The organism is Streptomyces sp. CBMA152 (genome assembly GCF_014596475.1).
Lineage (GTDB): Bacteria > Actinomycetota > Actinomycetes > Streptomycetales > Streptomycetaceae > Streptomyces.
Window position 1 is genome coordinate 125,439 of the sequence record NZ_MECJ01000033.1, and the last position, 22,482, is coordinate 147,920.

A 22,482-nucleotide genomic window follows, 5' to 3' on the forward strand; every position below is an offset into this window, starting at 1 on the left:
CGCATATTTGCAGGCCACAGTGGTTCAAAGCTCACGTACTTATGTGACCGAGGCACCCACTTCCCGTCGACGGGGGCGGGATGCCACCATGGAAGTGGTCCGGAGACGCCGTCAGGGCGCTTCGAGATGACGAACAGGAGCCGTTGCGATGACGCAACAACTCAAGGCTGCGCAGAATCAGGCGGAACGTTCCGACAGCAGCAAGGCGCTGTACGGGGGCAAGTCGACGCGCCGCGTGTCCATCCATGACATCGCCGCCGCCAAGGCGCGGGGCGAGAAGTGGCCCATGCTCACCGCGTACGACGCGATGACCGCGTCCGTCTTCGACGAGGCCGGGATCCCGGTCCTCCTCGTCGGCGACTCCATGGGCAACTGCCACCTCGGCTACGAGACGACCGTGCCGGTCACGCTCGACGAGATCGCCATCCTCTCCGCCGCGGTCGTACGGGGCAGCAAGCGCGCCCTGGTCGTGGCGGACCTGCCGTTCGGCACCTACCAGGAGGGTCCGGTGCAGGCCCTGCGCAGCGCCACCCGCCTGATCAAGGAGGCCGGCGTCGGGGCCGTCAAGCTGGAGGGCGGCGAGCGCTCGCTGGCCCAGACCGAGCTGCTCGTGCAGTCCGGCATCCCGGTCATGTCCCACCTGGGTCTGACCCCGCAGTCCGTGAACGCCATGGGCTACCGGGTGCAGGGCCGCTCCGAGGAGGCCGCGCACCAGCTGCTGCGCGACGCCAAGGCGGCGCAGGACGCGGGCGCGTTCGCGGTCGTCCTCGAACTCGTACCGGCCGAGGTGGCCGCCGAGATCACGCGCTCGCTGCACATCCCCACGGTGGGGATCGGCGCGGGTGTGTCGTGTGACGCGCAGGTGCTCGTCTACACCGACATGGTGGGGTTGACCGGGGGGAAGGTGCCGCGGTTCACGAAGCAGTACGCGAACGTACGTCAGGTCCTCGGCGACGCCGCCAAGGAGTTCGCGGGTGAGGTCGTCGGCGGGGCGTTCCCGGCCGAGGAGCACACGTTCCACTAGGCGTGAGCGCTTTTTAGGGGTTGACGTTCGACTGCGGGCCGTCTTGGGCTGGTCGCGCAGTTCCCCGCGCGCCTAAAGACGTAAGGCAACACGCAAGGCAGGACACAAGGCAGCCCGTCGGCATCTCTTGTCGGCGGGCTGTCGGTCTCTGTCGGTGGGCTGTCGGTGGTTTGTCAGTGGGGCCTGGCACCTTGGTGGGCATGACGCGAATCGACAAGAACCCCAAGGGCGGCGCCGCCAACGCCGTCACGGTGCGGGGGCTGGTGAAGCACTTCGGCGACACCAAGGCGCTGGACGGCGTGGACCTGGACGTACGCGAGGGCACGGTCCTCGGAGTCCTGGGTCCGAACGGCGCCGGCAAGACCACCCTCGTCCGCTGTCTGTCCACCCTGATCGTGCCGGACTCGGGCACCGCCACCGTCGCCGGGTACGACGTGGTGCGCCAGCCGCGCCAGCTGCGCCGCACCATCGGCCTGACCGGGCAGTACGCCTCGGTCGACGAGAAGCTGTCCGGCCGGGAGAACCTGTACATGATCGGGCGGCTGCTCGATCTGTCCCGCAAGGACTCCCGCGCCCGCGCCGACGAGCTCCTTGAGCGCTTCTCGCTCACCGAGGCCGCGAACAAGGCCGCGATGAACTACTCCGGCGGTATGCGCCGCCGCCTCGACCTCGCGGCCTCGATGATCGGCAACCCGGCGGTGCTCTATCTGGACGAGCCCACCACCGGCCTCGACCCGCGCACCCGCAACGAGGTGTGGGACGAGGTCCAGCGGATGGTGGCCGAGGGCGCGACCGTGCTGCTCACCACCCAGTACATGGAAGAGGCCGAGCAGTTGGCGAACGAGCTGACGGTCATCGACCGCGGCAAGGTCATCGCCAACGGCGGTATCAACGAGCTGAAGGCGAAGGTCGGCGGCCGCACCCTGCAGATCCGGCCCACCGACCCGGACCAGCTGGGCGCGATGGCCCGGGCGATCGCCGAGGCCGGTCTGGACGGCGTCGCCGGCTCCCAGGCGATCCCCGACGAGGGCCTGCTGAACGTGCCGATCCTCAGCGACGAGCAACTGACCGCGGTGGTCGGCCTGCTGGGTGCCCGCGGCTTCGGCATCGCCCACATCGGCACCCATCTGCCCAGTCTGGACGAGGTGTTCCTGGCCATCACCGGCAAGAAGACCTCCGACTCGCAGGAATCCCTGAGCAACCACACCACCGAGGAGGTCGCGGCATGAGCACCACCACCGCCACCACCGCCGAGGCGACCTCCCGCAAGGCGCCCACCGGCATCCGTCCACCCGTCACCGACGCCGACGCCCGTATCGGCCTGCGGGCCAACCTGCGCCACATCGGCGCCCTGGCCCGGCGCAACGCGCTCCAGATCAAGCAGGACCCGGAGTCGATGTTCGACGCCGTGCTCATGCCGATCATCTTCACGCTGCTGTTCGTGTACGTCTTCGGCGGCGCGGTCTCCGGCAAGGGCAACCAGCACGAGTACGTGAACTACCTGATCCCGGGCCTGATGGCGATGCAGGGTCTGAACATCGCGATGGCGGTGGGGACCGGTATCAACGACGACTTCAAGAAGGGCGTCATGGACCGGTTCCGGACCATGCCGATAGCCCGGTCGTCGGTGCTGATCGCCAAGATCGTGGTCGAGATCGGCCGCATGATCATCGCCACCACGATCCTGCTGGTCATGGGCTTCATCCTGGGCCTGTCCATCCACACCTCGGTGTTCGAACTGCTCGCGGCGGTCGGCCTGTCGCTGGTGTTCGGCGCCTCGCTGATGTGGATCTTCATTCTGCTGGGTCTCACCATGAAGACGGCGCAGGCCGTCCAGGGAGTGGCCATGCTGGTGCTGATGCCGTTGCAGTTCGGCTCGTCGATCTTCGCCAAGCCGACCACGATGCCGGGCTGGCTGCAGTCCTTCACGGACTACAACCCGCTCTCCAACCTCGCCGACGCGGCCCGCAACCTGGTCAACGGCGGCCCGGTCGCCCACTCGGTGTGGATGACCCTGGCCTGGTCGGTGGCGATCACCGCCGTGACGGCCCCGCTCGCGGTCGCCAAGTTCCGCAAGCGGACCTGATCGTGACGTCCAGTCAGTTCTGATGGAGTGTCAGGTACGGGGGTCCTGATCTCCTCGTCGATCGCGTCGCGCCAGGGCGACGGCCTCCTCTACGGAGAGGCCGTCGCCTTCGGCGTACGCGGCCTCGTAGGCGGCCTCGTCGAGGAGCGGGCGGACGGCCGACTCCACGACGGCACGCTGCTCCTTCTCCAGGCCCGTGGGGACATGGGCGGGCGGCAGCAGGGCGTCGTGCGCGCCGATCAGCCGGGCCGCGTCACGGGCGGTGTCGGCGCCGGGCTCCGCGAGCCCCGCCATCGGCCAGGCGACGCTGAGCAGATGCACCGGGATCATCTGCGGCGCGACCATCCGGGCCAGCGGGTCCAGGGCGCGGTCAAGGGCGTCGCGAGCGTCCCGCAGACCGTCGGCGAACAGCCCCTCGGCGTTGTTCAGCCAGGCCCGTACCCCCATGACGAAGCCCTCGAAGAGCGAGAGGTTGGCCGACTTGAACTCGTCGAGCATCACCGCGACATGCTCGCGGGCCTCGGGGATCCGACCGCTGCGGCCCAGCCACATCGCCAGGAACAGCCGCGCGGCGGGGAACGCCTCGTACCCGGCCCGGCGGCCCGCGGCGACGATCTCGCGCAGCATCGCCTCCCCCCGCTCGGTCTCGCCCGTCTCCAGGAGGACCCCGGCGAGCCGCGCCTTGAGCAGCGACACCTGCCCCGGGGCGCCCAGGCGTTCCGCGTACCGCACGGCCTCGTCGTAGTCGGCGGCCGCCGGTGCGTACTCGCCCCGCCGCTCCCGTGCCTCGCCGCGCGCGGACAGCGACTCGGCCATGCCCCAGTCGTCGCCCAGGCGCCGGAAGATGTCCAGGGCGCGGTCGGCGTCACGGCCCGCGTCGCCCGCCCAGTCGCTCCGGTTGGCCAGGACGTTCGCCCGCATCTGGAGGGCGTTGGCGAGGTCCCACTCGTAGCCCAGCTCCGCGCAGGCCTCCACCGTCGCGTTGAGCATGTCCTTCAGCGCGTCCGCGTCGCCGGTCAGCACGACCGTGAAGAACCAGAGCGCGCCGGGCATCCGGCAGGTCTGCGGCAGCCCCGGCCGGTAGACGCTCGCGATGGCCCGCAGCCGCTCCGTGGCCTCGGGGGTCGTCCACGCGTCCATGTCGTGGTCCATGTCGGCGAGCATGATCAGCCGCACCCCGCGCCGGGCCTCCTGGAGCACCTCGTACTCCATCGGCGGCGGGCTGTCGGTGCAGCGCGCGAGGACCGGGGGCGCGGGGGCGGTGGGCGGCGCGAAGGGGTCGGGGCCGAGCTCGGCGGTGGCCTGCGCCCAGCGGCGCGCCTCGCCGCGCATGTCGCGCAGATGCCAGTACGTGGTGAGCGCGTGGACCAGACACAGCGCCTCCTGCTCGTCGGCGAGGGCGACGGCCCGGCGCAGCGCGGTGCGCAGGTTCTCGTACTCCCGCTCGAAGAACGCGACGGCGGCGCGCTGGCCCCGGCCGCGCAACCTCGGGTCGGCCGTGCGGGCCAGCTCGCGGAAGTGCACCAGATGGCGGCGCTCGGCCGCGCCCCGGTCCCCGGCGTCGTCCAGGCGCTCGCCCGCGTACTCGCCGACGGTCTCAAGGAGGCGGTAGCGCATCCCGCCGTCGTCCCCGGGTGCGGCCACCACAAGGGACTTGTCGACGAGCGAGCCGAGCAGGACGGCGACGTCGGCGGCGTGCACGGCCCCGGCCGCGCAGGAGTCGCCGTCCGCGCAGACCTCCTCCGCCGCCGCGAGGTCGCAGCCGCCCGCGAAGACGGAGAGGCGGCGCAGGACCGTACGTTCGGACTCCTCCAGGAGGTCCCAGGACCAGTCGACGACCGCGCGCAGGGTCTGCTGGCGCGGCAGTACGGTACGGCTGCCGCTGGTCAGCAGGCGGAAGCGGTCGTCGAGCCGGTCCGCGATCTGACGAGGCGTCAACATCCGTAGCCGGGCGGCCGCGAGCTCCACGGCGAGCGGCAGACCGTCCAGGCGGCGGCAGATCTCGGCGGCGGCCTCGGGGTCGTCCTCGATCCGGAAGCCGGGCCGCGCGGACGCGCCCCGCTCGGCGAACAGCCGCAGCGCCACGGGCCCGGGCAGCGGCTCCACCGGCCGCACCAACTCGCCCGGCACGCCCAGCGGTTCCCGGCTGGTGGCGAGGACCGTCAGCCCGGGGCAGCGGGCCAGCAGATACGCGACGAGCTCGGCGGCCGCGCCGATTACGTGCTCGCAGTTGTCGAGGAGCAGCAGCATCCGGCGGCGCTCGCAGTACCCGGCGAGGTGGACCAGCGGGTCGGCGCCGGTGCGGTCGGCGGCCCGCAGCTCCTCGGCGCCCGCGCCGTGCAGCACGGTCTCGCGGGCGCCGACCGCGGTGAGGACGGCGGCGGGCACGGCCGCCGGGTCGGCCACCGGCGCGAGCTCCGCCAGCCACACCCCGTCGGGCCAGCCGTCCCCGGCCGCGTCGGCGGCCTCGGCGGCCTCCTGCGAGAGCCGTGTCTTGCCGGCCCCGCCGGGCCCGAGCAGCGTCACGAGCCGCGCCCGGCCCAGGTCCCCCCGGATCACCTCGATGTCCGCCTCGCGCCCCACGAAGGAGGTGAGCCGGGCGCGGAGGTTGCCGAAGGCGGGCGGGGCCACGTCGTGCGCCGCAGGGGCGGGCGGCTCCTCGGAGTGCAGCAACTCGCCGTGCAGTGCGCGCAGTTCGGGGCCGGGATCGGCGCCCAGACGGTCGGCGAGGGTGCGGCGGACGTCGTCGTACGCGGCCAGTGCCTCGGCCGTGCGGCCCGCCGCGCGCAGGGCGCGGATGCGCAGGGCGTGCAGCGGCTCGTCCAGGGGGTGCGCGGCGCAGAGCGCGGCCAGCTCGGGCAGCACCTCGTCGGCCCGGCCGAGGGCGAGAGCGGCCGCGAGCCTGGCCCGGCGGGCATCCAGGCGGCGGGCCTCCCAGCGGGCCGCCTCGGCCGCCCGGTCGGGCAGATCGCCGAGGACCGGCCCGGCCCACAGCGCCAGCGCGTCGTCGAGCAGCGCGAGGGCCTTCGCCGGGTCGCCCTGCTCCAGGGCGCGTACGCCCTCCCCCGCCAGCCGCTCGAAGCGGTACAGGTCGATGTCGTCCGGTTCGGCGTCGAGGCGGTAGCCGCTCTCGGCCGAGGCGACCGCCGCATGCCCGGCGACCCGCCGCAGCCGGCCGACCAGCGCCTGGAGCGCACCGGCCGCGTCGGCGGGCGGCTCACCCATCCACACCTCGTCCACCAGACGCGCGACCGGCACGGTCCGGCCGGGGCGCAGGGCGAGCACCGTCAACAGGGCGCGCAGTCGCGCCCCGCCGACGGCGAGGGCCGTTCCTTCGGGGGTCAACAGCTGGGTGGTGCCGATAATCCGGTAGCGCACGTGCCCATTCTCCGTGACGCGCGCGGCTCCCGACGCCCCCGCCCTCCAACACCCGCCCCCCACAAGGTGACCGGGGCGGCACCGGAGGGTGATCGGCGCCGGAACTCGTACGGGATCGCCGTACGTTCGACGGGTATCACCTGTACGGTCGGGCCCGTCCGATCGCATCTCCATCCCAGGAGCCCCGCACATGTCCACCGCCACCTCCCGCCGCAGCGACCGGAGGATCAGCCCGGTCTTCCTGGGGATCGTCGCCGTCATGGCGGTCAGCGGATGGGCGGTGTGGACGGGGTTCGCGAACAAGCCGGGCTTCGCCGTCTTCCTCTTCGTGACGTCCGCCTGGGTGGTCTCGCTGTGCCTGCACGAGTACGCGCACGCCCGCACCGCGCTGCACGGCGGCGACATCTCGGTGGGCGCCAAGGGCTATCTGACGCTGAACCCGCTGAAGTACACGCACGCGATGCTGTCGATCGTGCTGCCGGTCATCTTCGTGATCATGGGCGGGATCGGGCTGCCCGGCGGCGCGGTCTTCATCGAGCGCGGCCGGATCCGGGGCCGCTGGAAGCACAGCCTGGTCTCGGCGGCGGGCCCGCTCACCAATGTGCTGTTCGCCATCGTCTGCACGGCGCCGTTCTGGCTGCACGCGCTGGACGGCGTGCCGACCGAGTTCCGCCTCGCGCTCGCGTTCCTTGCGCTGCTCCAGGTGACGGCCGCGATCCTGAACTTCCTGCCGGTCCCGGGCCTGGACGGGTACGGCGTGATCGAGCCCTGGCTCTCACCGGGCCTGCGCCGCCAGTTCGAGGCGATCGCGCCCTTCGGGCTGCTCGCGGTCTTCGCCTGCCTGTGGCTGCTGCCTCCGGTCAACCACGCGTTCTTCGACGCGATACACAGCGTCCTGCGCGCCCTCGGCGTCAGCGAGTACGACACGTACTGGGGCCAGCGCCTCTACCGCTTCTGGGAGCACACGGCCGACGTCCCGTCGCTCAACGGCTGACGGCGGCCCGCTGCGCCTTGGCCTTGCGCAGGTAGTACCAGGCCATGTTGGAGGAGAGCCCGGCGAGCAGGATCCAGACGATCCCGGTCCAGTTGCCCTCGACGAAGGAGACCACGGCCGCGGCGACCGAGAGGACGCAGACGGCGAGGGCGTACAGAGCGAGGCGGGGCATGGGGGTCGGCTCCTGTCCGGGTACGGCACTGATGCCCGTCCAGTGTCCCCCATGCCCCGATCGGTCCGGGACGTAGGTCGCGTACGCCGGTCTTGTACGTCTTTGGACGTCGGTCCTAGACGTCGGTCACCCGCAGGCCGGCGTGCGCCTTGTAGCGGCGGTTCACCGAGATCAGGTTGGCGACCAGGGACTCCACCTGGTGGGCATTGCGCAGCCGTCCGGCGAAGACACCGCGCATTCCGGGGATCCGGCCGGCCAGTGCCTGGACGAGGTCGGTGTCGGCGCGGCTCTCGCCGAGCACCATCACATCGGTGTCGATCTCCTCGATCGAGGCGTCCTGGAGCAGGACGGCCGAGAGGTGGTGGAAGGCGGCGGTGACGCGCGAGTCCGGCAGCAGGGCGGCGGCCTGCTCGGCGGCGCTGCCCTCCTCGGGCTTGAGGGCGTACGCGCCCTTCTTGTCGAAGCCGAGCGGGTTGACGCAGTCGACGACCAGCTTGCCCGCGAGCTCCTCGCGCAGCGCCTCAAGCGTCTTGGCGTGCCCGTCCCACGGCACGGCGACGATCACGATGTCGCTGCGGCGCGCGCACTCGGCGTTGTCCGCGCCCTCGACGCCGAGGCCGAGCTCGTCGGCGGCGGCCTGCGCGCGCTCGGCGGCCCGCGAGCCGATGATCACCTTCTGGCCGGACCGGGCGAGGCGGTAGGCGAGGCCGCGCCCCTGGTCACCGGTGCCACCGAGTACGCCGACGACCAGTCCGGAGACGTCGGGCAGGTCCCAGGGGTCCTTGGCGGCGGGCTTCGGGGTGTTCGCGGCGCTGTCAGTGGAAGTCATGCAGCGACCTTACGGGTTTGCCCATTCGGGTGGCCATGCGGCCGTTGAGCCCCGACGGGGCGCGGGGTGCGGCAGGATGCCGGGCCATGGATGCCGTACGCGTCGCACTGTTACGGGAAGTCCTCGCCGGGACGGAGTGGCTGCGCAGCACCCGCCGGTTCGCGGGCGTGCTGCGGGCGTCCGTGGTGCCGCACGGCGGGGGGCTGCTCCTTGTGGGGACCGAGTCGTACGAGCCATGGCATCTGGCGGCCCACCTCACCGACGAGGCCGCCTGGTCCGGGGTCGCGGAGCTGACCCCGACGCTGGTCCGCCACCACGTCGAGCCGGGCCGGGGACCCCATCTGTCGGTCGGCCTCGGCAGGCTGGAGGCGGCCGGGCGGGGCGAGACGCTGCTCGTGGTCGCGCCTGACCGGCCCGCGCCGGGCCTCCTGGAGCGGATGCACGACGCCCGGCGGGCCGGGGCGACGGTGCTGGCGCTGGACGGGGGCGACCGGGAGGTGCGGGGCCTGGTCCACGAGTCCCTGACGGTCGAGCCGGACGGGGAGGTGGACCTCGACACGGTGCAGCATCTGGTGAGCGCGGCGGCGGGGGAGAACGGGGTGCCGGTGCAGCGCGGGCTCGGCTTCCGTGACCGGTTGTCGCGCCTGGCCGACCAGCTGACGTCGCCGCCGCCGGCGCGGTGGTGACACCGCGCTCCCGACGGCGCGCGGCGCCGCGTCAGTCCTCCTGCTCAGGCGGCTTGTCGTGCCACTTCGGGTCCGTTTCCCACTCCAGGTTCCGCTCCTGGGCGGTTTGCATCGCGTGGTCCGCTTCCTCTCGGGTCCCGTACGGGCCGAAGCGGTCCTTGGCCGGGCATTCCGGGCCTTCCTCGACCTTGTGGTGGACGAGGCAGTAGTACCACTCGCCCGGTTTGCCGACCGTGCGCTTCTTGAACAGGGCCATGGGGAGGCTCCTTCCTCGGGCCTTGTGGACCATGCTGCCCCAAGGGGGCTCGATAGACTCGCCGGTATGTCTGGCCAGTCGCTGCTCGTACCAGGGGAGCTCTCTCCCATCCGTTCCGTCCCGGGGAACATCCGCCGTCCCGAGTACGTCGGGAAGCCGATGCCCACGCCGTACTCCGGCCCCGAGGTGCAGACCGCCGAAACGATCGAGCTGATGCGGATCGCGGGCCGCATCGCCGCGCGGGCGATGGAGGAGGCCGCCAAGCTCATCGCGCCCGGCGTGACCACCGACGAGCTCGACCGGGTCGCGCACGAGTACATGTGCGACCACGGCGCTTACCCCTCGACGCTCGGCTACCGGGGCTTCCCGAAGTCCCTGTGCAGCTCGGTCAACGAGGTCATCTGCCACGGCATCCCGGACTCGACCGTCCTCAACGACGGCGACATCGTGAACCTGGACGTCACCGCGTACATCGGCGGCGTCCACGGCGACAACAACGCCACGTACTTCTGCGGCGACGTCGACGAGGAGTCGAAGCTGCTGGTCGAGCGGACCCGGGAGTCGCTGAACCGCGCCATCAAGGCCGTGAAGCCGGGCCGCCAGATCAACATCATCGGCCGCGTCATCGAGTCGTACGCGAAGCGGTTCGACTACGGCGTCGTGCGGGACTTCACCGGGCACGGCATCAGCACCGCCTTCCACTCCGGCCTGATCGTGCCGCACTACGACGCGCCGCACGCCACGACCGTGATCAAGCCGGGGATGACGTTCACCATCGAGCCGATGCTCACGCTCGGCACGCACGAGTACGACATGTGGGAGGACGGCTGGACGGTCGTCACCCGGGACCGCAAGCGGACGGCCCAGTTCGAGCACACGCTGGTGGTGACCGAGACCGGCGCGGAGATCCTGACCCTGCCGTGACCGCGCGTTGCACAGGCGTCCCGAGGGGGTACACATTTACCGACAGGATGTCGGGAACCAGTTGACTTAGGTAAGCCTAAGTAGAAGGATCGGCGCTGGTTCCCGTCCCCTCGGTCTCCGGAGGCACGCCTTGGACACGCCCTTCTCCACCCTCATCCGTACGGCGTCGCACGAGCAGCACACCGAGGCGGAGACCTCCCGGTTCATGAGCGATCTGCTGGGCGGGCGGCTCGGCGTCGAGGCGTACGCGCGCTACACCGAGCAGCTGTGGTTCGTGTACCAGGCACTGGAGGAGGGCGCGGGGGCGCTGCGCGACGACCCGGTGGCGGGACCGTTCATCCGGCCCGAGCTGATGCGTACGGCTTCGCTGGAGCGGGATCTGACGCATCTGCGGGGCGCGGGCTGGCAGCAGGCCGCCGCCCCGCTCCCCGCGACCCGGGCCTATGCGGCGCGGGTCCGCGAGTGTGCGGTGACCTGGCCCGGGGGGTATGTCGCGCACCACTACACCCGGTACCTCGGCGATCTCTCCGGCGGCCAGATCATCCGCGACCGGGCGGAGCGCGCGTGGGGGTTCGCCCGCAAGGGCGACGGCGTGCGGTTCTACGTCTTCGAGTCGATCGCCAACCCGGCGGCGTTCAAGCGGGGGTACCGGGAGCTGCTGGACGCGGTGAACGCGGATGAGTTGGAACGGAAGCGGATCGTGGATGAGTGCAAGCGCGCTTTTGCACTCAACAGTGCGGTGTTCCGGGAGCTGGGGGATGAGTTCCCGCTCAGCGCGTGACGCTGCGCTGTGCTGTGGGGTGCTGTGGGGTGCGTTTTCGGGTGCGGCGCCGTTGGGGGCTGGTCGCGCAGTTCCCCGCGCCCCTAAAGGCGGCCGACAGCGCAGCGGCGCACGCCCCCGCGGCCCTGAAAACAAGGCAGCACGCCTCGGCCCTCAGCGCGTGACGCTGTGCTCCAAGCGGACCCTGCCGCCCAGTTCGATCAAGCCGGCCGGGGCCGGGGCCGTCAGGAGTTGGGAGCCTTTGCCCTGGGTGATGTTCAGGGCTCGATCCAGGGTGGAGGTGAGGAGCAGCGCCGCCGCGCCTGTTGCCTCGTCCTCGTCTATGCCGTCACCGCGGCCCGGGAACGCTCGGGCGCGGACGCGGCCCGCCGCCTCGTCTTCCCAGGACCAGGCGTATATCCACTCCCCCGGCTCCGGGACGGCCAGCGCGTCCACCTCGGCGGCCGAGGCGTACTGGCGGAGCGTGCGCGGCGGGGCCCACTCGGCGCGGGCGGTGATCCAGGTGAACTCGCCGTCCTGGCGCGCGAAGATCTCGCCCACCGGCAGTTCGAGTACGTCGACGTCGAGCAGCCAGGCCGCGCCGACCAGCGGATGGCCCGCGAACGGCAGCCGCACGCCCGGTGTGTAGATGTCGACGGCGCCGCGCTCGGGGTCGTCGACGAACACCGTCTCGCTGAAGCCGAGTTCCTTGGCCAGCGCCTGCCGCGCCGCCTCGTCGGGCAGCACGGAGCCCTCGCGCACCACACCGAGAGCGTTCCCGTGGTGGCCGTCGGGGCCGCAGAAGACCCTGAGTACGTCGATCAGTACGGCGTTTTGCATCACGTACGCATTCAACAACACGCGCGCGGGCGCAGCGCCCCTTGACCGTCCCTTGACCTCGTCATGGCCGTCCTGTGATTGGCCTGTTATCGATGGCGACAACTGAGCACATGGTGAGAGCTGAATCACCGACCCGGTGGGTATCGGTCAGGTAAGCCTCGGTTAAGTTAGGTCCGCCTCACCCACTGACCGAAACCAGCATGGAGCCCGCATGCGAGCCGTCCGCCTCTCCGTAGTCACCGCCGCCACGACCGTCGCGGCTCTGGCCGCCGTCACGGGCTGCTCCTCGAAGAGCGACTCCTCCAGCGCGGACGGTGCCATTCAGGTCACCGCGTCCGACAGCGCCTGCAAGGTGTCGAAGACGGAGTTCGCGGCCGGGCACGTGCAGTTCGCCATCGAGAACAAGGGCTCCAAGGTCACCGAGGTCTACCTGCTCTTCCCGGACGACCGCATCGTCGCCGAGCGCGAGAACATCGGCCCGGGCCTGAAGCAGAACCTCACCGCCGAGGTGAAGGCCGGCTCGTACGAGATCGCCTGCAAGCCCGGCATGAAGGGCGACGGCATCCGTCAGAAGATCACCGTCACCGGTGGCGGCGAGACCGCCAAGCGCGACCCGAAGCTGGACGCCGCGGTCGCCGCGTACCGCAAGTACGTGCAGCAGCAGGCCGACGACACCCTGCCGAAGCTGAAGACGTTCACCGACGCCATCGCGGCGGGCGACGTCGAGGGCGCGAAGAAGGCGTACGCCCCCTCGCGCATCGGCTGGGAGCGCACCGAGCCGGTCGCCGAGTCGTTCGGTGACATCGACCCGAAGACCGACACCCGCGAGGACGGCCTGGAGAAGGGCCAGACGTGGACCGGCTGGCACCGGCTTGAGAAGGCGCTGTGGGTCGACGGGAAGATCGGCGACGACGAGAAGAAGCTCGGCGTCCAGCTCGACAAGGACATCGCCGACTGGCACAAGCGCGTCGGCACCGCCGAGATCACCCCGACCTCCATGGCCAACGGCGCCAAGGAGCTCCTGGACGAGGTCGCCCGTAACAAGATCACCGGTGAGGAGGAGCGGTACAGCCACACCGACCTGGTCGACTTCAAGGCGAACGTCGAGGGCGCGCAGCAGGCGTACGAGCTCCTGAAGCCGGTCGCCGCCAAGAACGACCCGAAGCTGACGGCCGAGCTGGACAAGCAGTTCGCGGCGATCGAGGCCCAGCTCGACAAGTACCGCACCGACAAGACCTCGTACGACTTCACCGCGTACGACAAGGTCGGTGAGAGCGACCGCAAGCAGCTCTCCGACGGGGTGAACGCCCTGGGTGAGCCGCTGTCGAAGCTCGCCGCGGCCGTCGCCAAGTAATCCAGCACGCAGAGGAACAGGAGGGGAATCAGCCATGAGCGACACCACCGACGCCGGCACCACCGACGCCACCCAGGACGCCAAGTCCCCGGCCCCGTCCCGGCGTTCACTGCTCGGCTGGGGCGGTGCGGGTCTGGCCCTGGGGGCCGCGGCCGCCGGCGGCGCCGTCGCCGCCGTGCGCGGTGACAGCTCCGACGCGGTGCCCGCCGCCGACAGTGGCGCGGCCGTGCCGTTCTACGGCGCCCACCAGGCCGGTATCGCCACCGCCGTCCAGGACCGGCTGCACTTCGCCGCGTTCGACGTGACCACCAAGGACCGCGGCGAGCTGATCCAGCTCCTCAAGGACTGGACGGCGGCCGCGGCCCGGATGACCGCGGGCCAGACGGTCGGCGAGGGCGCGTACGGCGGGCTCGCGGAGGCGCCGCCGGACGACACCGGCGAGGCCCTCGGCCTCAAGCCGTCCCGGCTCACCCTGACCATCGGCTTCGGCCCCTCCCTGTTCGCCAGGGGCCGGTTCGGCCTGGAGGGCAAGCGGCCCGAGGCGCTGGTCGACATCGAGAAGTTCCCGCACGACAACCTCGACCCGGCCCGCAGCGACGGCGACCTGTGCGTCCAGGCGTGCGCGGACGACCCGCAGGTCGCGGTGCACGCGATCCGCAACCTGGCTCGTATCGGCATGGGCAAGGCCGCGGTGCGCTGGTCGCAGCTGGGCTTCGGCAAGACCTCCTCGACGACGCCCGACGCGCAGACGCCGCGCAACATGATGGGCTTCAAGGACGGCACCCGGAACGTCTCGGGCACCGACAACACCGCTCTGGACAAGCACGTGTGGGTCGGCGAGAAGGACGGCTCGCCCTGGATGACCGGCGGCTCCTACCTGGTGGCCCGCCGCATCCGGATGCACATCGAGGCGTGGGACCGTACGAGCCTCACGGAGCAGGAGGACACCTTCGGCCGCGACAAGGGCGAGGGCGCCCCGGTCGGCAAGGCCAAGGAGCGCGACGAGCCGTTCCTGAAGGCGATGAAGCCGACCGCGCACGTGCGCCTGGCGCACCCGGACTCCAACGACGGGGCGACGATCCTGCGCCGCGGCTACTCCTTCACGGACGGCACGGACGGCCTCGGCCGCCTGGACGCGGGCCTGTTCTTCCTCGCGTACCAGCGTGACGTCCGCAAGGGCTTCCTGCCGGTGCAGCGGAGCCTTGCGCGCAACGACGCGCTCAACGAGTACATCCAGCATGTGAGTTCGGCGATTTTCGCCGTCCCGCCGGGCGTCCGCGACAAGGGCGACTGGTGGGGCCGGGCACTGTTCAGCTGATCGGCCGAGGGCTGAGGGGAAACGAATGTTCGGCAATTATCTGATCGGCCTGCGCGAGGGCCTTGAGGCCAGCCTGGTCGTCTGCATCCTCGTCGCATACCTGGTCAAGACCGGCCACCGCGAGGCGCTGCGGCCCATCTGGATCGGCATCTCCGTCGCCGTCCTGGTGGCCCTCGGCTTCGGCGCGGGGCTGGAGTTCGGCTCGCAGGAGATGACGTTCAAGGCGCAGGAGGCGCTCGGCGGTTCGCTGTCGGTCGTCGCCGTCTGCCTGGTGACGTGGATGGTCTTCTGGATGCGGCGCACCGCGCGGTTCCTGAAGTCCGAGCTCCACGGCAAGCTGGACGCGGCGCTGCGGCTCGGCACCGGCGCCCTCGTCGCCACCGCGTTCCTCGCGGTCGGCCGGGAGGGCCTGGAGACCTCGCTGTTCGTCTGGACGTCGGTGCACGCGGCCGGCTCCGACAGCGGCAACACCGACCCGCTGATCGGCGCGCTCCTCGGCCTGGGCACCGCGGTCTTCCTCGGCTGGCTCTTCTACCGGGGCGCGCTCAAGATCAACCTGGCGAAGTTCTTCACCTGGACCGGCGCGATGCTGGTCGTCGTGGCGGCGGGCGTGCTCGCGTACGGCGTGCACGACCTCCAGGAGGCCGACTTCATCCCCGGCATCAACAGCCTGGCGTTCGACATCAGTTCCACGATCGCGCCGGACAGCTGGTACGGCACGGTCCTCAAGGGCGTGCTGAACTTCCAGCCCGACCCGACCGTCCTCCAGGTCACGGTGTGGGCGCTGTACCTCATCCCCACGCTCGCCATCTTCTTCGCCCCGGTAGGGTTCGCGAAGTCCTTGGGCGCCAAGAAGCCCGCGGACGTCCAGGGCGAGGGGCAGAAGGCAGTCCATGAGCAGGGTGAGTCGGCTGACGGCCGCGCTCGCGGCGGTGACCGTGCTGACGGTGACGGCGAGCGGCTGCGTGACGGTGCACGGCGAGCGGGAAGTAGTCCCGTCGGCGACCAAGGCTGAGGCCGCACAGGCGCTCAGGGACTTCACGGACGCGTACAACAGGGCCGACAAGGCCTATGACCCGGCCCTCGACGCGGGCCGGGTCACCGGTCCGCTCGGGGCCGTCAACCAGGCCGGTCTCAAGGCCCGCCGGGTGACGAACCCCGGCGGCAATCCGCAGCATGTGCCGCTGGCGCTGACGGACGCGAAGTACGCGATACCGAAGAAGGCCGGCTGGCCCCGGTGGTTCGTCGCGGACACCGACTCCAACCGCGACCAGGACACGGGCGCGGGCGACACGCGCTGGCTGCTCGTCTTCGTACGCAGCGGCCCGCAGGACGTCTGGAAGGTCGCGCACCTGCTGGTGCTCGGCCCCAAGGAGATACCGGTCTTCGCCCTGGACAAGGACGGCTGGGCCGAGCCGGTACGACCGGACGACACGTCGCTGGCCGTGGCCCCGAAGGATCTGAGCGAGCAGTACGCCTCGTACCTGCAGAGCGGCCGTCCGGAGAACTTCGCTCCCGGCCCGAACACGAGCGAGTGGCGCACGCTGCGCAAGAAGAACGCGACGCTTCCCGGTATGTCCACGCAGTACGTGGACCAGCCCCTGGACAGCGGTGACTTCGCCCCCCTGGCCCTGCGCACCCAGGACGGCGGCGCCCTCGCCTTCTTCGCCACCCGCCACTTCGAACGCCAGACGGCGGCGAGGGGCGTCCGCCTGAACGTCAGCCCGGACGTTCGCGCGCTCATGACCGGCGACGCGAAGTCCGTCCTGACGAAGGAGCGCGTCTCGGACGAGGCGGCGCGCGTCCCGGCGGGCCGGGGCCCGATCACGGTGATCAACCGCTTGCAGGGGTTGACGTCCGCCAAGGGCGAGTAGCGACGGCTGCTCAGCCTTCGACTGCGGACCGTGCGTGGCTGGTCGCGCCCACGCGGCGGAGCCGCAAATGTCACAGCCCCGCGCCCCTAAAAAGCTAAAGGCCGACGGTGCTCAGCGGCCCAAAGGCCACGCCACTGCGTGGGCATCCCCCGTACCCGCATAGCGCCCGCACGCGTCCGTCAGGGTCTCAAGGAGCGTCAGCGGGTCCGGGAGTGGATGTTCCGGGCCGCGTACCCACGTGACCTCGTGGTCGCCGGGGAGGCGGGCCGGGGGGATCAGGACGTAGCTGCCTCGGCAGTGCCAGCGCAGGCCCGGGTGTTCGTCCATCGTCTCGGGGTGGCAGTCCAGCTCGCACGGCCACCACTCGTCCTCGTCCTCCGGCGTCCCCCGCGTCGCCGTGAAGAACAGCATCCGGGCCTGGTCGCCGGTGCCGCCGGACTCGGCGACCGGGCCGACGTCGATGCCCTCGGCGAGCAGCCGCTCCAGCGCCTCGCGGCCCGCCTCAAGGGGTACGTCGAGCACGTCGTGGACCATGCCCGTCGCGGTGATGAAGTTCGCCTCGGGCTGGCCGAGGGCCCAGCGCTCGATCTGGGCGCGGTCAGTGGTCGACTGGGTCTGCCAGGCGAACGAGACCGGATGGCGCGCCGGAGTCGGACAGCCGACCCGCTCGCACGAACATCGATACCCGGCCGGATACGCGGCGGGCGCGATCGGCAGCTTCGCGGCGGCGACGGCCAACAGCTGCGCGAGGCGGTCCGCGTCGGCGCCGGGGGCGTCCTTGGGGCGCCTGCGCAGCCAGCGGGACAGCTTGCTCTGCGAGCTGCCGGAACGCCCGTACTCCGCGCCCATCTATCCCCTCACCTCACCGTTGCCCCGCGAGAACCTCCACCCATGGTCCCACCATCGCGCCCGCGCCGAGGCCGTACCCCCCATCCCGGACCCTCAGCGGGGGGCCAATCCGCGCAGGGCGTATTCCACGACGGTGTCCGCGTAGGCGTGCGTGAGCGGGAGCGTACGCAGCAGCCAGCGGTGGGCAAGCGGCCCGACCAGCAGTTCCAGGGCCGTACGGGGGTCGACGTCGGCCCGTACCTCGCCCGCGTCCTGGGCCGCCCGCAGCCGGTCCACGTACAGCCGAAGTTGCGGTTCGAGCAGTTGCTGGACGAACTGGGCGCCCAGTTCCGCGTCGACGACGCCCTCGGCCGCGAGCGCGCGGTAGGGCGCCTCGGTCGCGGTGTCGTTGAGCTCGTCGACGGTGGCGCGCAGCACGTGCTTGAGGTCGGCCTCCAGGTCCCCGGTGTCGGGCAGCGACACCTCGCCCTGGACGGCCTGGTGGCTGAGGTCGACGAACGCCTCAAGGAGGACCGCCGCCTTCGAGGGCCACCAGCGGTAGATGGTCTGCTTGCCGACCCCGGCGCGGGCGGCGATGCCTTCGATGGTCGTCCTGGCGTATCCGGCCTCGCCCACGAGGGAGAGCGCGGCGTCGTAGATCGCGCGCCGCGAGCGCTCGCTGCGGCGGGCGGAGTCGGGCGCCTTGCCGCTCCCGGTCGCCGCTGTTGCCCCTGTCCCCGCCTGCGCCTTGTTCGCCATGGCGCGGATCCTAGCGCCATGGAGGCGAAACGTATCGTCTCCGACGTGGGGCGATCGCGGGGATGTCAAGGGGCGCGCGCGGGGCAACAGTGCGTTACGCGGCGAAAAACACCCGGATGGATCACTGCGTTAACGCCCGTGACGACGCACCATGGGCTGACCACGCGCCGCGGTCGCGGCGCGTGCGGCCGAAGTCGTCCGTGAGGAGCCCTCATTGCTCAGTGAGACCCGTGACCTCCGCGCACCCCGAGTCGCCAGACCCCGGCGCTATCTGATGTGCCCACCGGCACACTTCAAGGTCACGTACTCCATCAATCCCTGGATGGATCCCGCCAAGCCCGTCGATCTGCCGCTGGCCCTGGCCCAGTGGGAGGACCTGCGGGACCGCTACCGGGCGCTCGGCCACACCGTCGAGCTGCTCGACCCACGCCCCGACCTGCCCGACATGGTCTTCGCCGCCAACGGGGCCACCGTCATCGACGGCCGGGTCCTCGGCGCCCGCTTCGCCCACCCCGAACGGGAGGCGGAGGCCGAGGCCCATCTGGACTGGTTCCGTACGCACGGCTTCACCGAGATCCACGAGCCGGCCCACATCAACGAGGGCGAGGGCGACTTCGCCGTCACCGCGTCCTATCTGCTGGCCGGGCGCGGCTTCCGGTCCAGCCCGCTGTCGCACGACGAGGCCCAGGAGTTCTTCGGGCGCCCGGTGATCGGGCTCGATCTCGTCGACCCGCGCTACTACCACCTCGATACGGCCCTGTGCGTCCTCGACGACTCGGCCGACGAGATCATGTACTACCCCGGCGCGTTCTCCCCCGGCAGTCGGGCCGTCCTCGCCCGGCTGTTCCCGGACGCGGTGATCGCGTCGGACGAGGACGCGGCCGCGCTGGGGCTGAACGCGGTGAGCGACGGTCTGCACGTGCTGCTGCCGCAGGGCGCGGTGGGATTGTTCTCGTCCCTGCGGGAGCGCGGCTTCGTTCCCGTGGGGATGGATCTGGGCGAGCTGCTCAAGGGCGGCGGCAGCGTGAAGTGCTGCACGCAGGAGCTGCGGGCCTGAGGTTCGTTGTTGACCGCGGACCGTGCTGGGTTGCTCGCGCAGTTCCCCGCGCCCCTTGATGGGCCCTTCGGGCCCTCCTTAGGGGCGCGGGGAACTGCGCGACAAGCCCCCACCGGCCCGCGGCCGAAATCCGCCCTACTCGGCCGGAGGCCACGCGTCGCCCCAGTCCGCGTCCCGCGCCGCGCGGTACAGGGAGCCGTGCCGCTTCGTGACCGTGTCGCGGCGCAGGACCTCCTCCGCCGTGCACAGGTCGAGGAGGACCTGCCCCTTGCGGATCTGGGGCCGCCGGGTGATCCGGTTCGCGGCGGGCACGGCGGGCACGCGAACCGCAGCCACATAGCTGAACTTCTCGTCCTCGTACGCCAGCGACCCGCCCTTGACCTGCCGATGCAGGGACGAACGGCTGACCCGGGCCGAGAAGTGGCACCAGTCCGTGCCGGGCTCGATGGGGCAGGCCGCGCTGTGCGGGCAGGGCGCGGCGATCGTGAACCCGGCCGCGATCAGCCGGTCCCGCGCCTCGATGATCCGGGCGTACCCGTCGGGCGTGCCGGGCTCGACGATGACCACGGCGCCGGTCGCGGCGCGCGCGGCGGCGTCCACGAGGGCCTGCCGGTCCTGGACGGTCAGCTCGTTCAGTACGTACGAGACGGTGATGAGGTCGACGGGGTCCAGGGCCAGCGCCGTACCGATCCGCGCGCGCTCCCAGCGCACCGAGCGCAGCCCGGGAATGCCCGACGCGTCCGCGAGTTCGCGGCCGATCGCGAGCGCGGGCTCGGCCCAGTCCAGGACCGTCGTCGCGGTGTCCCACGCCTCGGCGACCGCCCAGCTCGCCGCGCCCGTACCGCCGCCGATGTCGGTGTGGGTGGCCGGGGCCCAGTCCGGGGCCGCGTCCTGGAGGGCGCCGAGGGCGGACCGTACGGCCTCGAAGGTCGCGGGCATGCGGTACGCGGCGTACGCGGCCACGTCGGAGCGGTCGCGCAGCACCGGGGCGTGGGTCTGGGTGGCGCCCCGGTAGTTGGCGATCAGCCGGTCGACGGCCTGCGCGGCCTGCGACGGCGGCAGCCCGTCGAGCAGTCCGGCGAGGGCGGAGCGCAGGGCTTCCGGGACGGGCACGTTCTCGTTCACCTGGGGATTCTACGGTCGCGGCGCGTCCTCGGCCGCGCGCTGCCAGGGACGGCACAGCAGCAGGAAGCAGAGCAGCGCGGCGACGCCCGAGGCGAGTTGGACGACCGCCATCGGGACCGCCGTGGCCTCGCCCGCGATGCCGACCAGCGGCGACGCCACCGCGCCGATCAGGAACGACGAGGTGCCGAGCAGCGCGGAGGCGGAGCCCGCCGCGTGCGGGGTGCGCATCAGGGCCTGGGCGGTGGTGTTGGGCGTGGCCATGCCCATCGCGGACATCAGCACGAACAGCCCGGCCGCGACCGGCGCGAGCCCGGGCCGCCCGAACACCCCGGACGTCATCACGAGCAGCGCCGCCGCCGCGAGCACGACCACGCCCAGGGCGCAGCCGAGCACCTTGTCGAGGCTGACCCGGCCGACGAGCAGCTTGCCGTTGATCTGCCCGGCGGCGACCAGACCGACCGAGTTGAGCCCGAAGAGGAGCGAGAAGGTCTGCGGCGAGGCCCCGTAGATCTCCTGGATCACGAACGGCGAGGCCGAGATGTACGCGAAGAGCGCGGCGAAGGCGAGGCCGCCGGCCAGCATGTAGCCGGTGAAGACGCGGTCGCGGAGCAGCCCGCCCATGGTGCGCAGTGCCTCGCCGACCCCGCCCTCGTGCCGCCGCTCGGGCGGCAGCGTCTCGCCGAGGAACTTCCAGACGAAGAGCGTGAGCAGCAGTCCGACGACGGTGAGGACCACGAACACCCCGCGCCAGTCGGTGAGCCGCAGTACCTGACCGCCGATGAGCGGGGCGACGACGGGGGCGGCGCCGGAGATCAGCATCAGCGTGGAGAAGAACCGGGCCATCTCGACGCCGTCGTACAGATCGCGCACCACGGCCCGCGCGATGACGATGCCCGCCGCGCCCGCCAGGCCCTGGAGCAGCCGGAAGGCGATGAGCAGCCCGGCGTCGGGGGCGAACGCGCACACGGCGGTGGCCAGCACGTACACGACCATGCCGATGAGCAACGGCCGCCTGCGCCCCCACTTGTCGCTCATCGGCCCGACCACCAGCTGGCCGAGCGCCATGCCCGCCAGGCACGCGGTGAGGGTGAGCTGGACGGTGGCGGCGGGCGCGTGCAGCGCGCCGGTGACCTCCGGCAGCGCGGGCAGGTACATGTCCATGGAGAGCGGCGGGAGCGCGGTGAGCCCGCCGAGGACGAGGGTGACGAGGAGCGAGGCGCGGCGGGCGGCGACGCCCGCCGCGGAAGCGGACGTCGCTGCCGGTATGTGTCCTTCGGTGGCCTGCCCGGGCTCCGCCATGGTGTCTCCTAGTTGCTGTTTCAAGTACCCATGCTCTCAGCCGGGCGGGGGTGCTCGACACCACCGCGTACGCGTTCAACAGGTGTCGCCCACATCGCGGACGACACCGTCCGGTGCGCGGACCGCTCCCGTACGCTCGCGCCCATGAACGCATCCGCAGCGCGCAAGACCGCCGTCGTCACCGGCGCCGGCTCCGGCATCGGCCGCTCCGTGGCGCTCACCCTGGCCGCCGCGGGCTGGTCGGTGGCGCTGGCGGGCCGCCGGGAGGAGACCCTGGCGGAGACCGCCGAACTGGCCGGCCCGGACGCGTCCGTCCTCGTGGTCCGTACGGACGTGACCTCCCCGGACGAGGTCGCGGCCCTGTTCACGGCCGTACGGGACCGGTTCGGGCGGCTCGATCTCCTCTTCAACAACGCGGGCACGTTCGGGCCCGGCGGGGTCGCGGTGGAGGACCTGGCGTACGAGGCGTGGCGGCACGTCGTCGACACCAACCTCAACGGGGCGTTCCTGTGCGCGCAGGCCGCGTTCCGGCAGATGAAGGAGCAGGTCCCGCAGGGCGGGCGGATCATCAACAACGGGTCGATCTCGGCGCATGTGCCGCGGCCTAACTCGGTGGCGTACACGGCGACGAAGCACGCGATGACGGGGCTTACCAAGTCCCTCTCGCTGGACGGCCGTCCCTACCGGATCGCCGTCGGGCAGATCGACATCGGGAACGCGGCGACGGATATGACTTCCGCGATGACCTCCGGCGTGCGCCAGGCCAATGGCTCGCTTTCGGTCGAGCCGGTGATGGACGCGGCGGATGTGGCCCGGACGGTCCTTCACATGGCCGAGCTGCCCCTGGAGGCGAACGTCCAGTTCGCGACGGTTTTGGCTACGGCCATGCCGTATATCGGGCGAGGCTAGTTCCCCACCC

At 71.5% G+C, this 22,482-nt stretch carries 22 protein-coding genes; 13 read left to right on the forward strand and 9 right to left on the reverse strand.

Going from position 1 to position 22,482, the window contains the following annotated elements; translation table 11 throughout:
• Window positions 1-148 precede the first annotated feature (148 nt).
• The 3 genes from panB (at window position 149) to BG418_RS33570 (ending at window position 3,110) form a co-directional block, all read left to right on the forward strand.
• Window positions 149-1,024 (forward strand): 3-methyl-2-oxobutanoate hydroxymethyltransferase, encoded by an 876-nt coding sequence (gene panB / locus BG418_RS33560; RefSeq protein WP_188277842.1) that lies wholly within the window; start codon window positions 149-151, stop codon window positions 1,022-1,024.
• Window positions 1,025-1,224: 200 nt separating this feature from the next.
• A complete protein-coding gene (locus BG418_RS33565) occupies window positions 1,225-2,253 on the forward strand; it encodes an ATP-binding cassette domain-containing protein (protein WP_188277843.1) in 1,029 nt (342 codons plus the stop codon).
• Window positions 2,250-3,110, forward strand: a complete 861-nt coding sequence (locus BG418_RS33570) for an ABC transporter permease (protein WP_188277844.1) — start codon at window positions 2,250-2,252, stop codon at window positions 3,108-3,110. The genes BG418_RS33565 and BG418_RS33570 overlap by 4 nt, the downstream gene beginning before the upstream one ends.
• A gap of 30 nt (window positions 3,111-3,140) precedes the next feature.
• On the opposite strand, the gene BG418_RS33575 is transcribed toward BG418_RS33570, so the two are convergent.
• The gene (locus BG418_RS33575; RefSeq protein ID WP_317453849.1) at window positions 3,141-6,488 is read right to left on the reverse strand and encodes a BTAD domain-containing putative transcriptional regulator; all 3,348 of its coding nucleotides are present in this window, start codon (window positions 6,486-6,488) and stop codon (window positions 3,141-3,143) included.
• A 190-nt stretch (window positions 6,489-6,678) separates the two neighbouring features.
• On the opposite strand from BG418_RS33575, the gene BG418_RS33580 reads away from it, so the two are divergent.
• Window positions 6,679-7,482, forward strand: coding sequence for a site-2 protease family protein (locus tag BG418_RS33580; protein WP_188277845.1), 804 nt, complete (start codon window positions 6,679-6,681; stop codon window positions 7,480-7,482).
• On the opposite strand, the gene BG418_RS33585 is transcribed toward BG418_RS33580, so the two are convergent.
• Window positions 7,472-7,654: a hypothetical protein gene (locus BG418_RS33585; protein WP_188277846.1), complete on the reverse strand. Its 183-nt coding sequence runs from the start codon at window positions 7,652-7,654 to the stop codon at window positions 7,472-7,474. The two genes, BG418_RS33580 and BG418_RS33585, sit on opposite strands and share 11 nt — an antisense overlap.
• A gap of 115 nt (window positions 7,655-7,769) precedes the next feature.
• The gene (gene npdG, locus BG418_RS33590) at window positions 7,770-8,483 is read right to left on the reverse strand and encodes an NADPH-dependent F420 reductase (RefSeq protein ID WP_188277847.1); all 714 of its coding nucleotides are present in this window, start codon (window positions 8,481-8,483) and stop codon (window positions 7,770-7,772) included.
• 86 nt (window positions 8,484-8,569) lie between these two features.
• Between npdG and BG418_RS33595 the strand changes: the two genes are divergently transcribed.
• Window positions 8,570-9,169, forward strand: a complete 600-nt coding sequence (locus tag BG418_RS33595) for a hypothetical protein (RefSeq protein WP_188277848.1) — start codon at window positions 8,570-8,572, stop codon at window positions 9,167-9,169.
• Window positions 9,170-9,200: 31 nt separating this feature from the next.
• Here BG418_RS33595 and BG418_RS33600 read toward each other — a convergent pair whose 3' ends face one another.
• Window positions 9,201-9,425: a hypothetical protein gene (locus BG418_RS33600; RefSeq protein WP_188277849.1), complete on the reverse strand. Its 225-nt coding sequence runs from the start codon at window positions 9,423-9,425 to the stop codon at window positions 9,201-9,203.
• A gap of 66 nt (window positions 9,426-9,491) precedes the next feature.
• Here BG418_RS33600 and map point away from each other — a divergent pair, with 66 nt between their 5' ends.
• Both map and BG418_RS33610 read left to right on the forward strand, forming a co-directional pair.
• Window positions 9,492-10,349, forward strand: a complete 858-nt coding sequence (gene map / locus BG418_RS33605) for a type I methionyl aminopeptidase (protein ID WP_188277850.1) — start codon at window positions 9,492-9,494, stop codon at window positions 10,347-10,349.
• Between the two features lie 130 nt (window positions 10,350-10,479).
• Window positions 10,480-11,130, forward strand: a complete 651-nt coding sequence (locus BG418_RS33610) for a heme oxygenase (biliverdin-producing) (RefSeq protein ID WP_188277851.1) — start codon at window positions 10,480-10,482, stop codon at window positions 11,128-11,130.
• A gap of 153 nt (window positions 11,131-11,283) precedes the next feature.
• Here BG418_RS33610 and BG418_RS33615 read toward each other — a convergent pair whose 3' ends face one another.
• Complete coding sequence (locus BG418_RS33615) at window positions 11,284-11,949, reverse strand: PhzF family phenazine biosynthesis protein (protein WP_188278314.1); 666 nt, start codon at window positions 11,947-11,949, stop codon at window positions 11,284-11,286.
• Window positions 11,950-12,160: 211 nt separating this feature from the next.
• On the opposite strand from BG418_RS33615, the gene efeO reads away from it, so the two are divergent.
• Genes efeO through BG418_RS33635 form a run of 4 tightly spaced genes read left to right on the forward strand, consistent with a single transcriptional unit; the run spans window position 12,161 to window position 16,495 of the window.
• Complete coding sequence (gene efeO, locus BG418_RS33620; protein ID WP_188277852.1) at window positions 12,161-13,303, forward strand: iron uptake system protein EfeO; 1,143 nt, start codon at window positions 12,161-12,163, stop codon at window positions 13,301-13,303.
• 34 nt (window positions 13,304-13,337) lie between these two features.
• Window positions 13,338-14,621, forward strand: coding sequence for an iron uptake transporter deferrochelatase/peroxidase subunit (gene efeB, locus BG418_RS33625; RefSeq protein WP_188277853.1), 1,284 nt, complete (start codon window positions 13,338-13,340; stop codon window positions 14,619-14,621).
• 25 nt (window positions 14,622-14,646) lie between these two features.
• The gene (gene efeU, locus BG418_RS33630) at window positions 14,647-15,636 is read left to right on the forward strand and encodes an iron uptake transporter permease EfeU (protein WP_188277854.1); all 990 of its coding nucleotides are present in this window, start codon (window positions 14,647-14,649) and stop codon (window positions 15,634-15,636) included.
• Window positions 15,524-16,495: a hypothetical protein gene (locus BG418_RS33635; protein ID WP_188278315.1), complete on the forward strand. Its 972-nt coding sequence runs from the start codon at window positions 15,524-15,526 to the stop codon at window positions 16,493-16,495. Before efeU ends, BG418_RS33635 begins: the two co-directional genes overlap by 113 nt.
• A 111-nt stretch (window positions 16,496-16,606) precedes the next feature.
• Here the strand turns inward: BG418_RS33635 and BG418_RS33640 are convergent, their stop codons facing one another.
• Window positions 16,607-17,344, reverse strand: coding sequence for a bifunctional DNA primase/polymerase (locus BG418_RS33640; protein WP_188277855.1), 738 nt, complete (start codon window positions 17,342-17,344; stop codon window positions 16,607-16,609).
• A 93-nt stretch (window positions 17,345-17,437) separates the two neighbouring features.
• Window positions 17,438-18,082 carry a TetR/AcrR family transcriptional regulator gene (locus BG418_RS33645; protein ID WP_188277856.1) on the reverse strand — a complete coding sequence of 215 codons (645 nt, stop codon included), beginning with the start codon at window positions 18,080-18,082 and terminating at the stop codon, window positions 17,438-17,440.
• A 214-nt stretch (window positions 18,083-18,296) separates the two neighbouring features.
• On the opposite strand from BG418_RS33645, the gene ddaH reads away from it, so the two are divergent.
• Window positions 18,297-19,139: a dimethylargininase gene (ddaH, locus tag BG418_RS33650; RefSeq protein ID WP_399001320.1), complete on the forward strand. Its 843-nt coding sequence runs from the start codon at window positions 18,297-18,299 to the stop codon at window positions 19,137-19,139.
• Window positions 19,140-19,274: 135 nt separating this feature from the next.
• On the opposite strand, the gene BG418_RS33655 is transcribed toward ddaH, so the two are convergent.
• The gene (locus tag BG418_RS33655) at window positions 19,275-20,264 is read right to left on the reverse strand and encodes a small ribosomal subunit Rsm22 family protein (protein WP_188277857.1); all 990 of its coding nucleotides are present in this window, start codon (window positions 20,262-20,264) and stop codon (window positions 19,275-19,277) included.
• A gap of 9 nt (window positions 20,265-20,273) precedes the next feature.
• Window positions 20,274-21,563, reverse strand: coding sequence for a multidrug effflux MFS transporter (locus BG418_RS33660; RefSeq protein ID WP_188277858.1), 1,290 nt, complete (start codon window positions 21,561-21,563; stop codon window positions 20,274-20,276).
• Between the two features lie 144 nt (window positions 21,564-21,707).
• On the opposite strand from BG418_RS33660, the gene BG418_RS33665 reads away from it, so the two are divergent.
• Window positions 21,708-22,472: an SDR family oxidoreductase gene (locus tag BG418_RS33665; RefSeq protein WP_188277859.1), complete on the forward strand. Its 765-nt coding sequence runs from the start codon at window positions 21,708-21,710 to the stop codon at window positions 22,470-22,472.
• Window positions 22,473-22,482 lie beyond the last annotated feature (10 nt).

What these genes read in the sequence shown, in the direction of transcription:
- map (WP_188277850.1), top strand. Translation starts at nt 9,492, where the DNA reads ATGTCTGGCCAGTCGCTGCTCGTACCAGGGGAGCTCTCTCCCATCCGT.
- BG418_RS33615 (WP_188278314.1), bottom strand. Translation starts at nt 11,949, where the DNA reads ATGCAAAACGCCGTACTGATCGACGTACTCAGGGTCTTCTGCGGCCCC.
- BG418_RS33580 (WP_188277845.1), top strand. Translation starts at nt 6,679, where the DNA reads ATGTCCACCGCCACCTCCCGCCGCAGCGACCGGAGGATCAGCCCGGTC.
- efeO (WP_188277852.1), top strand. Translation starts at nt 12,161, where the DNA reads ATGCGAGCCGTCCGCCTCTCCGTAGTCACCGCCGCCACGACCGTCGCG.
- BG418_RS33570 (WP_188277844.1), top strand. Translation starts at nt 2,250, where the DNA reads ATGAGCACCACCACCGCCACCACCGCCGAGGCGACCTCCCGCAAGGCG.
- BG418_RS33600 (WP_188277849.1), bottom strand. Translation starts at nt 9,425, where the DNA reads ATGGCCCTGTTCAAGAAGCGCACGGTCGGCAAACCGGGCGAGTGGTAC.
- BG418_RS33660 (WP_188277858.1), bottom strand. Translation starts at nt 21,563, where the DNA reads ATGGCGGAGCCCGGGCAGGCCACCGAAGGACACATACCGGCAGCGACG.
- efeB (WP_188277853.1), top strand. Translation starts at nt 13,338, where the DNA reads ATGAGCGACACCACCGACGCCGGCACCACCGACGCCACCCAGGACGCC.
- efeU (WP_188277854.1), top strand. Translation starts at nt 14,647, where the DNA reads ATGTTCGGCAATTATCTGATCGGCCTGCGCGAGGGCCTTGAGGCCAGC.
- BG418_RS33565 (WP_188277843.1), top strand. Translation starts at nt 1,225, where the DNA reads ATGACGCGAATCGACAAGAACCCCAAGGGCGGCGCCGCCAACGCCGTC.
- BG418_RS33645 (WP_188277856.1), bottom strand. Translation starts at nt 18,082, where the DNA reads ATGGCGAACAAGGCGCAGGCGGGGACAGGGGCAACAGCGGCGACCGGG.
- BG418_RS33665 (WP_188277859.1), top strand. Translation starts at nt 21,708, where the DNA reads ATGAACGCATCCGCAGCGCGCAAGACCGCCGTCGTCACCGGCGCCGGC.
- BG418_RS33595 (WP_188277848.1), top strand. Translation starts at nt 8,570, where the DNA reads ATGGATGCCGTACGCGTCGCACTGTTACGGGAAGTCCTCGCCGGGACG.
- BG418_RS33640 (WP_188277855.1), bottom strand. Translation starts at nt 17,344, where the DNA reads ATGGGCGCGGAGTACGGGCGTTCCGGCAGCTCGCAGAGCAAGCTGTCC.
- panB (WP_188277842.1), top strand. Translation starts at nt 149, where the DNA reads ATGACGCAACAACTCAAGGCTGCGCAGAATCAGGCGGAACGTTCCGAC.
- npdG (WP_188277847.1), bottom strand. Translation starts at nt 8,483, where the DNA reads ATGACTTCCACTGACAGCGCCGCGAACACCCCGAAGCCCGCCGCCAAG.
- BG418_RS33585 (WP_188277846.1), bottom strand. Translation starts at nt 7,654, where the DNA reads ATGCCCCGCCTCGCTCTGTACGCCCTCGCCGTCTGCGTCCTCTCGGTC.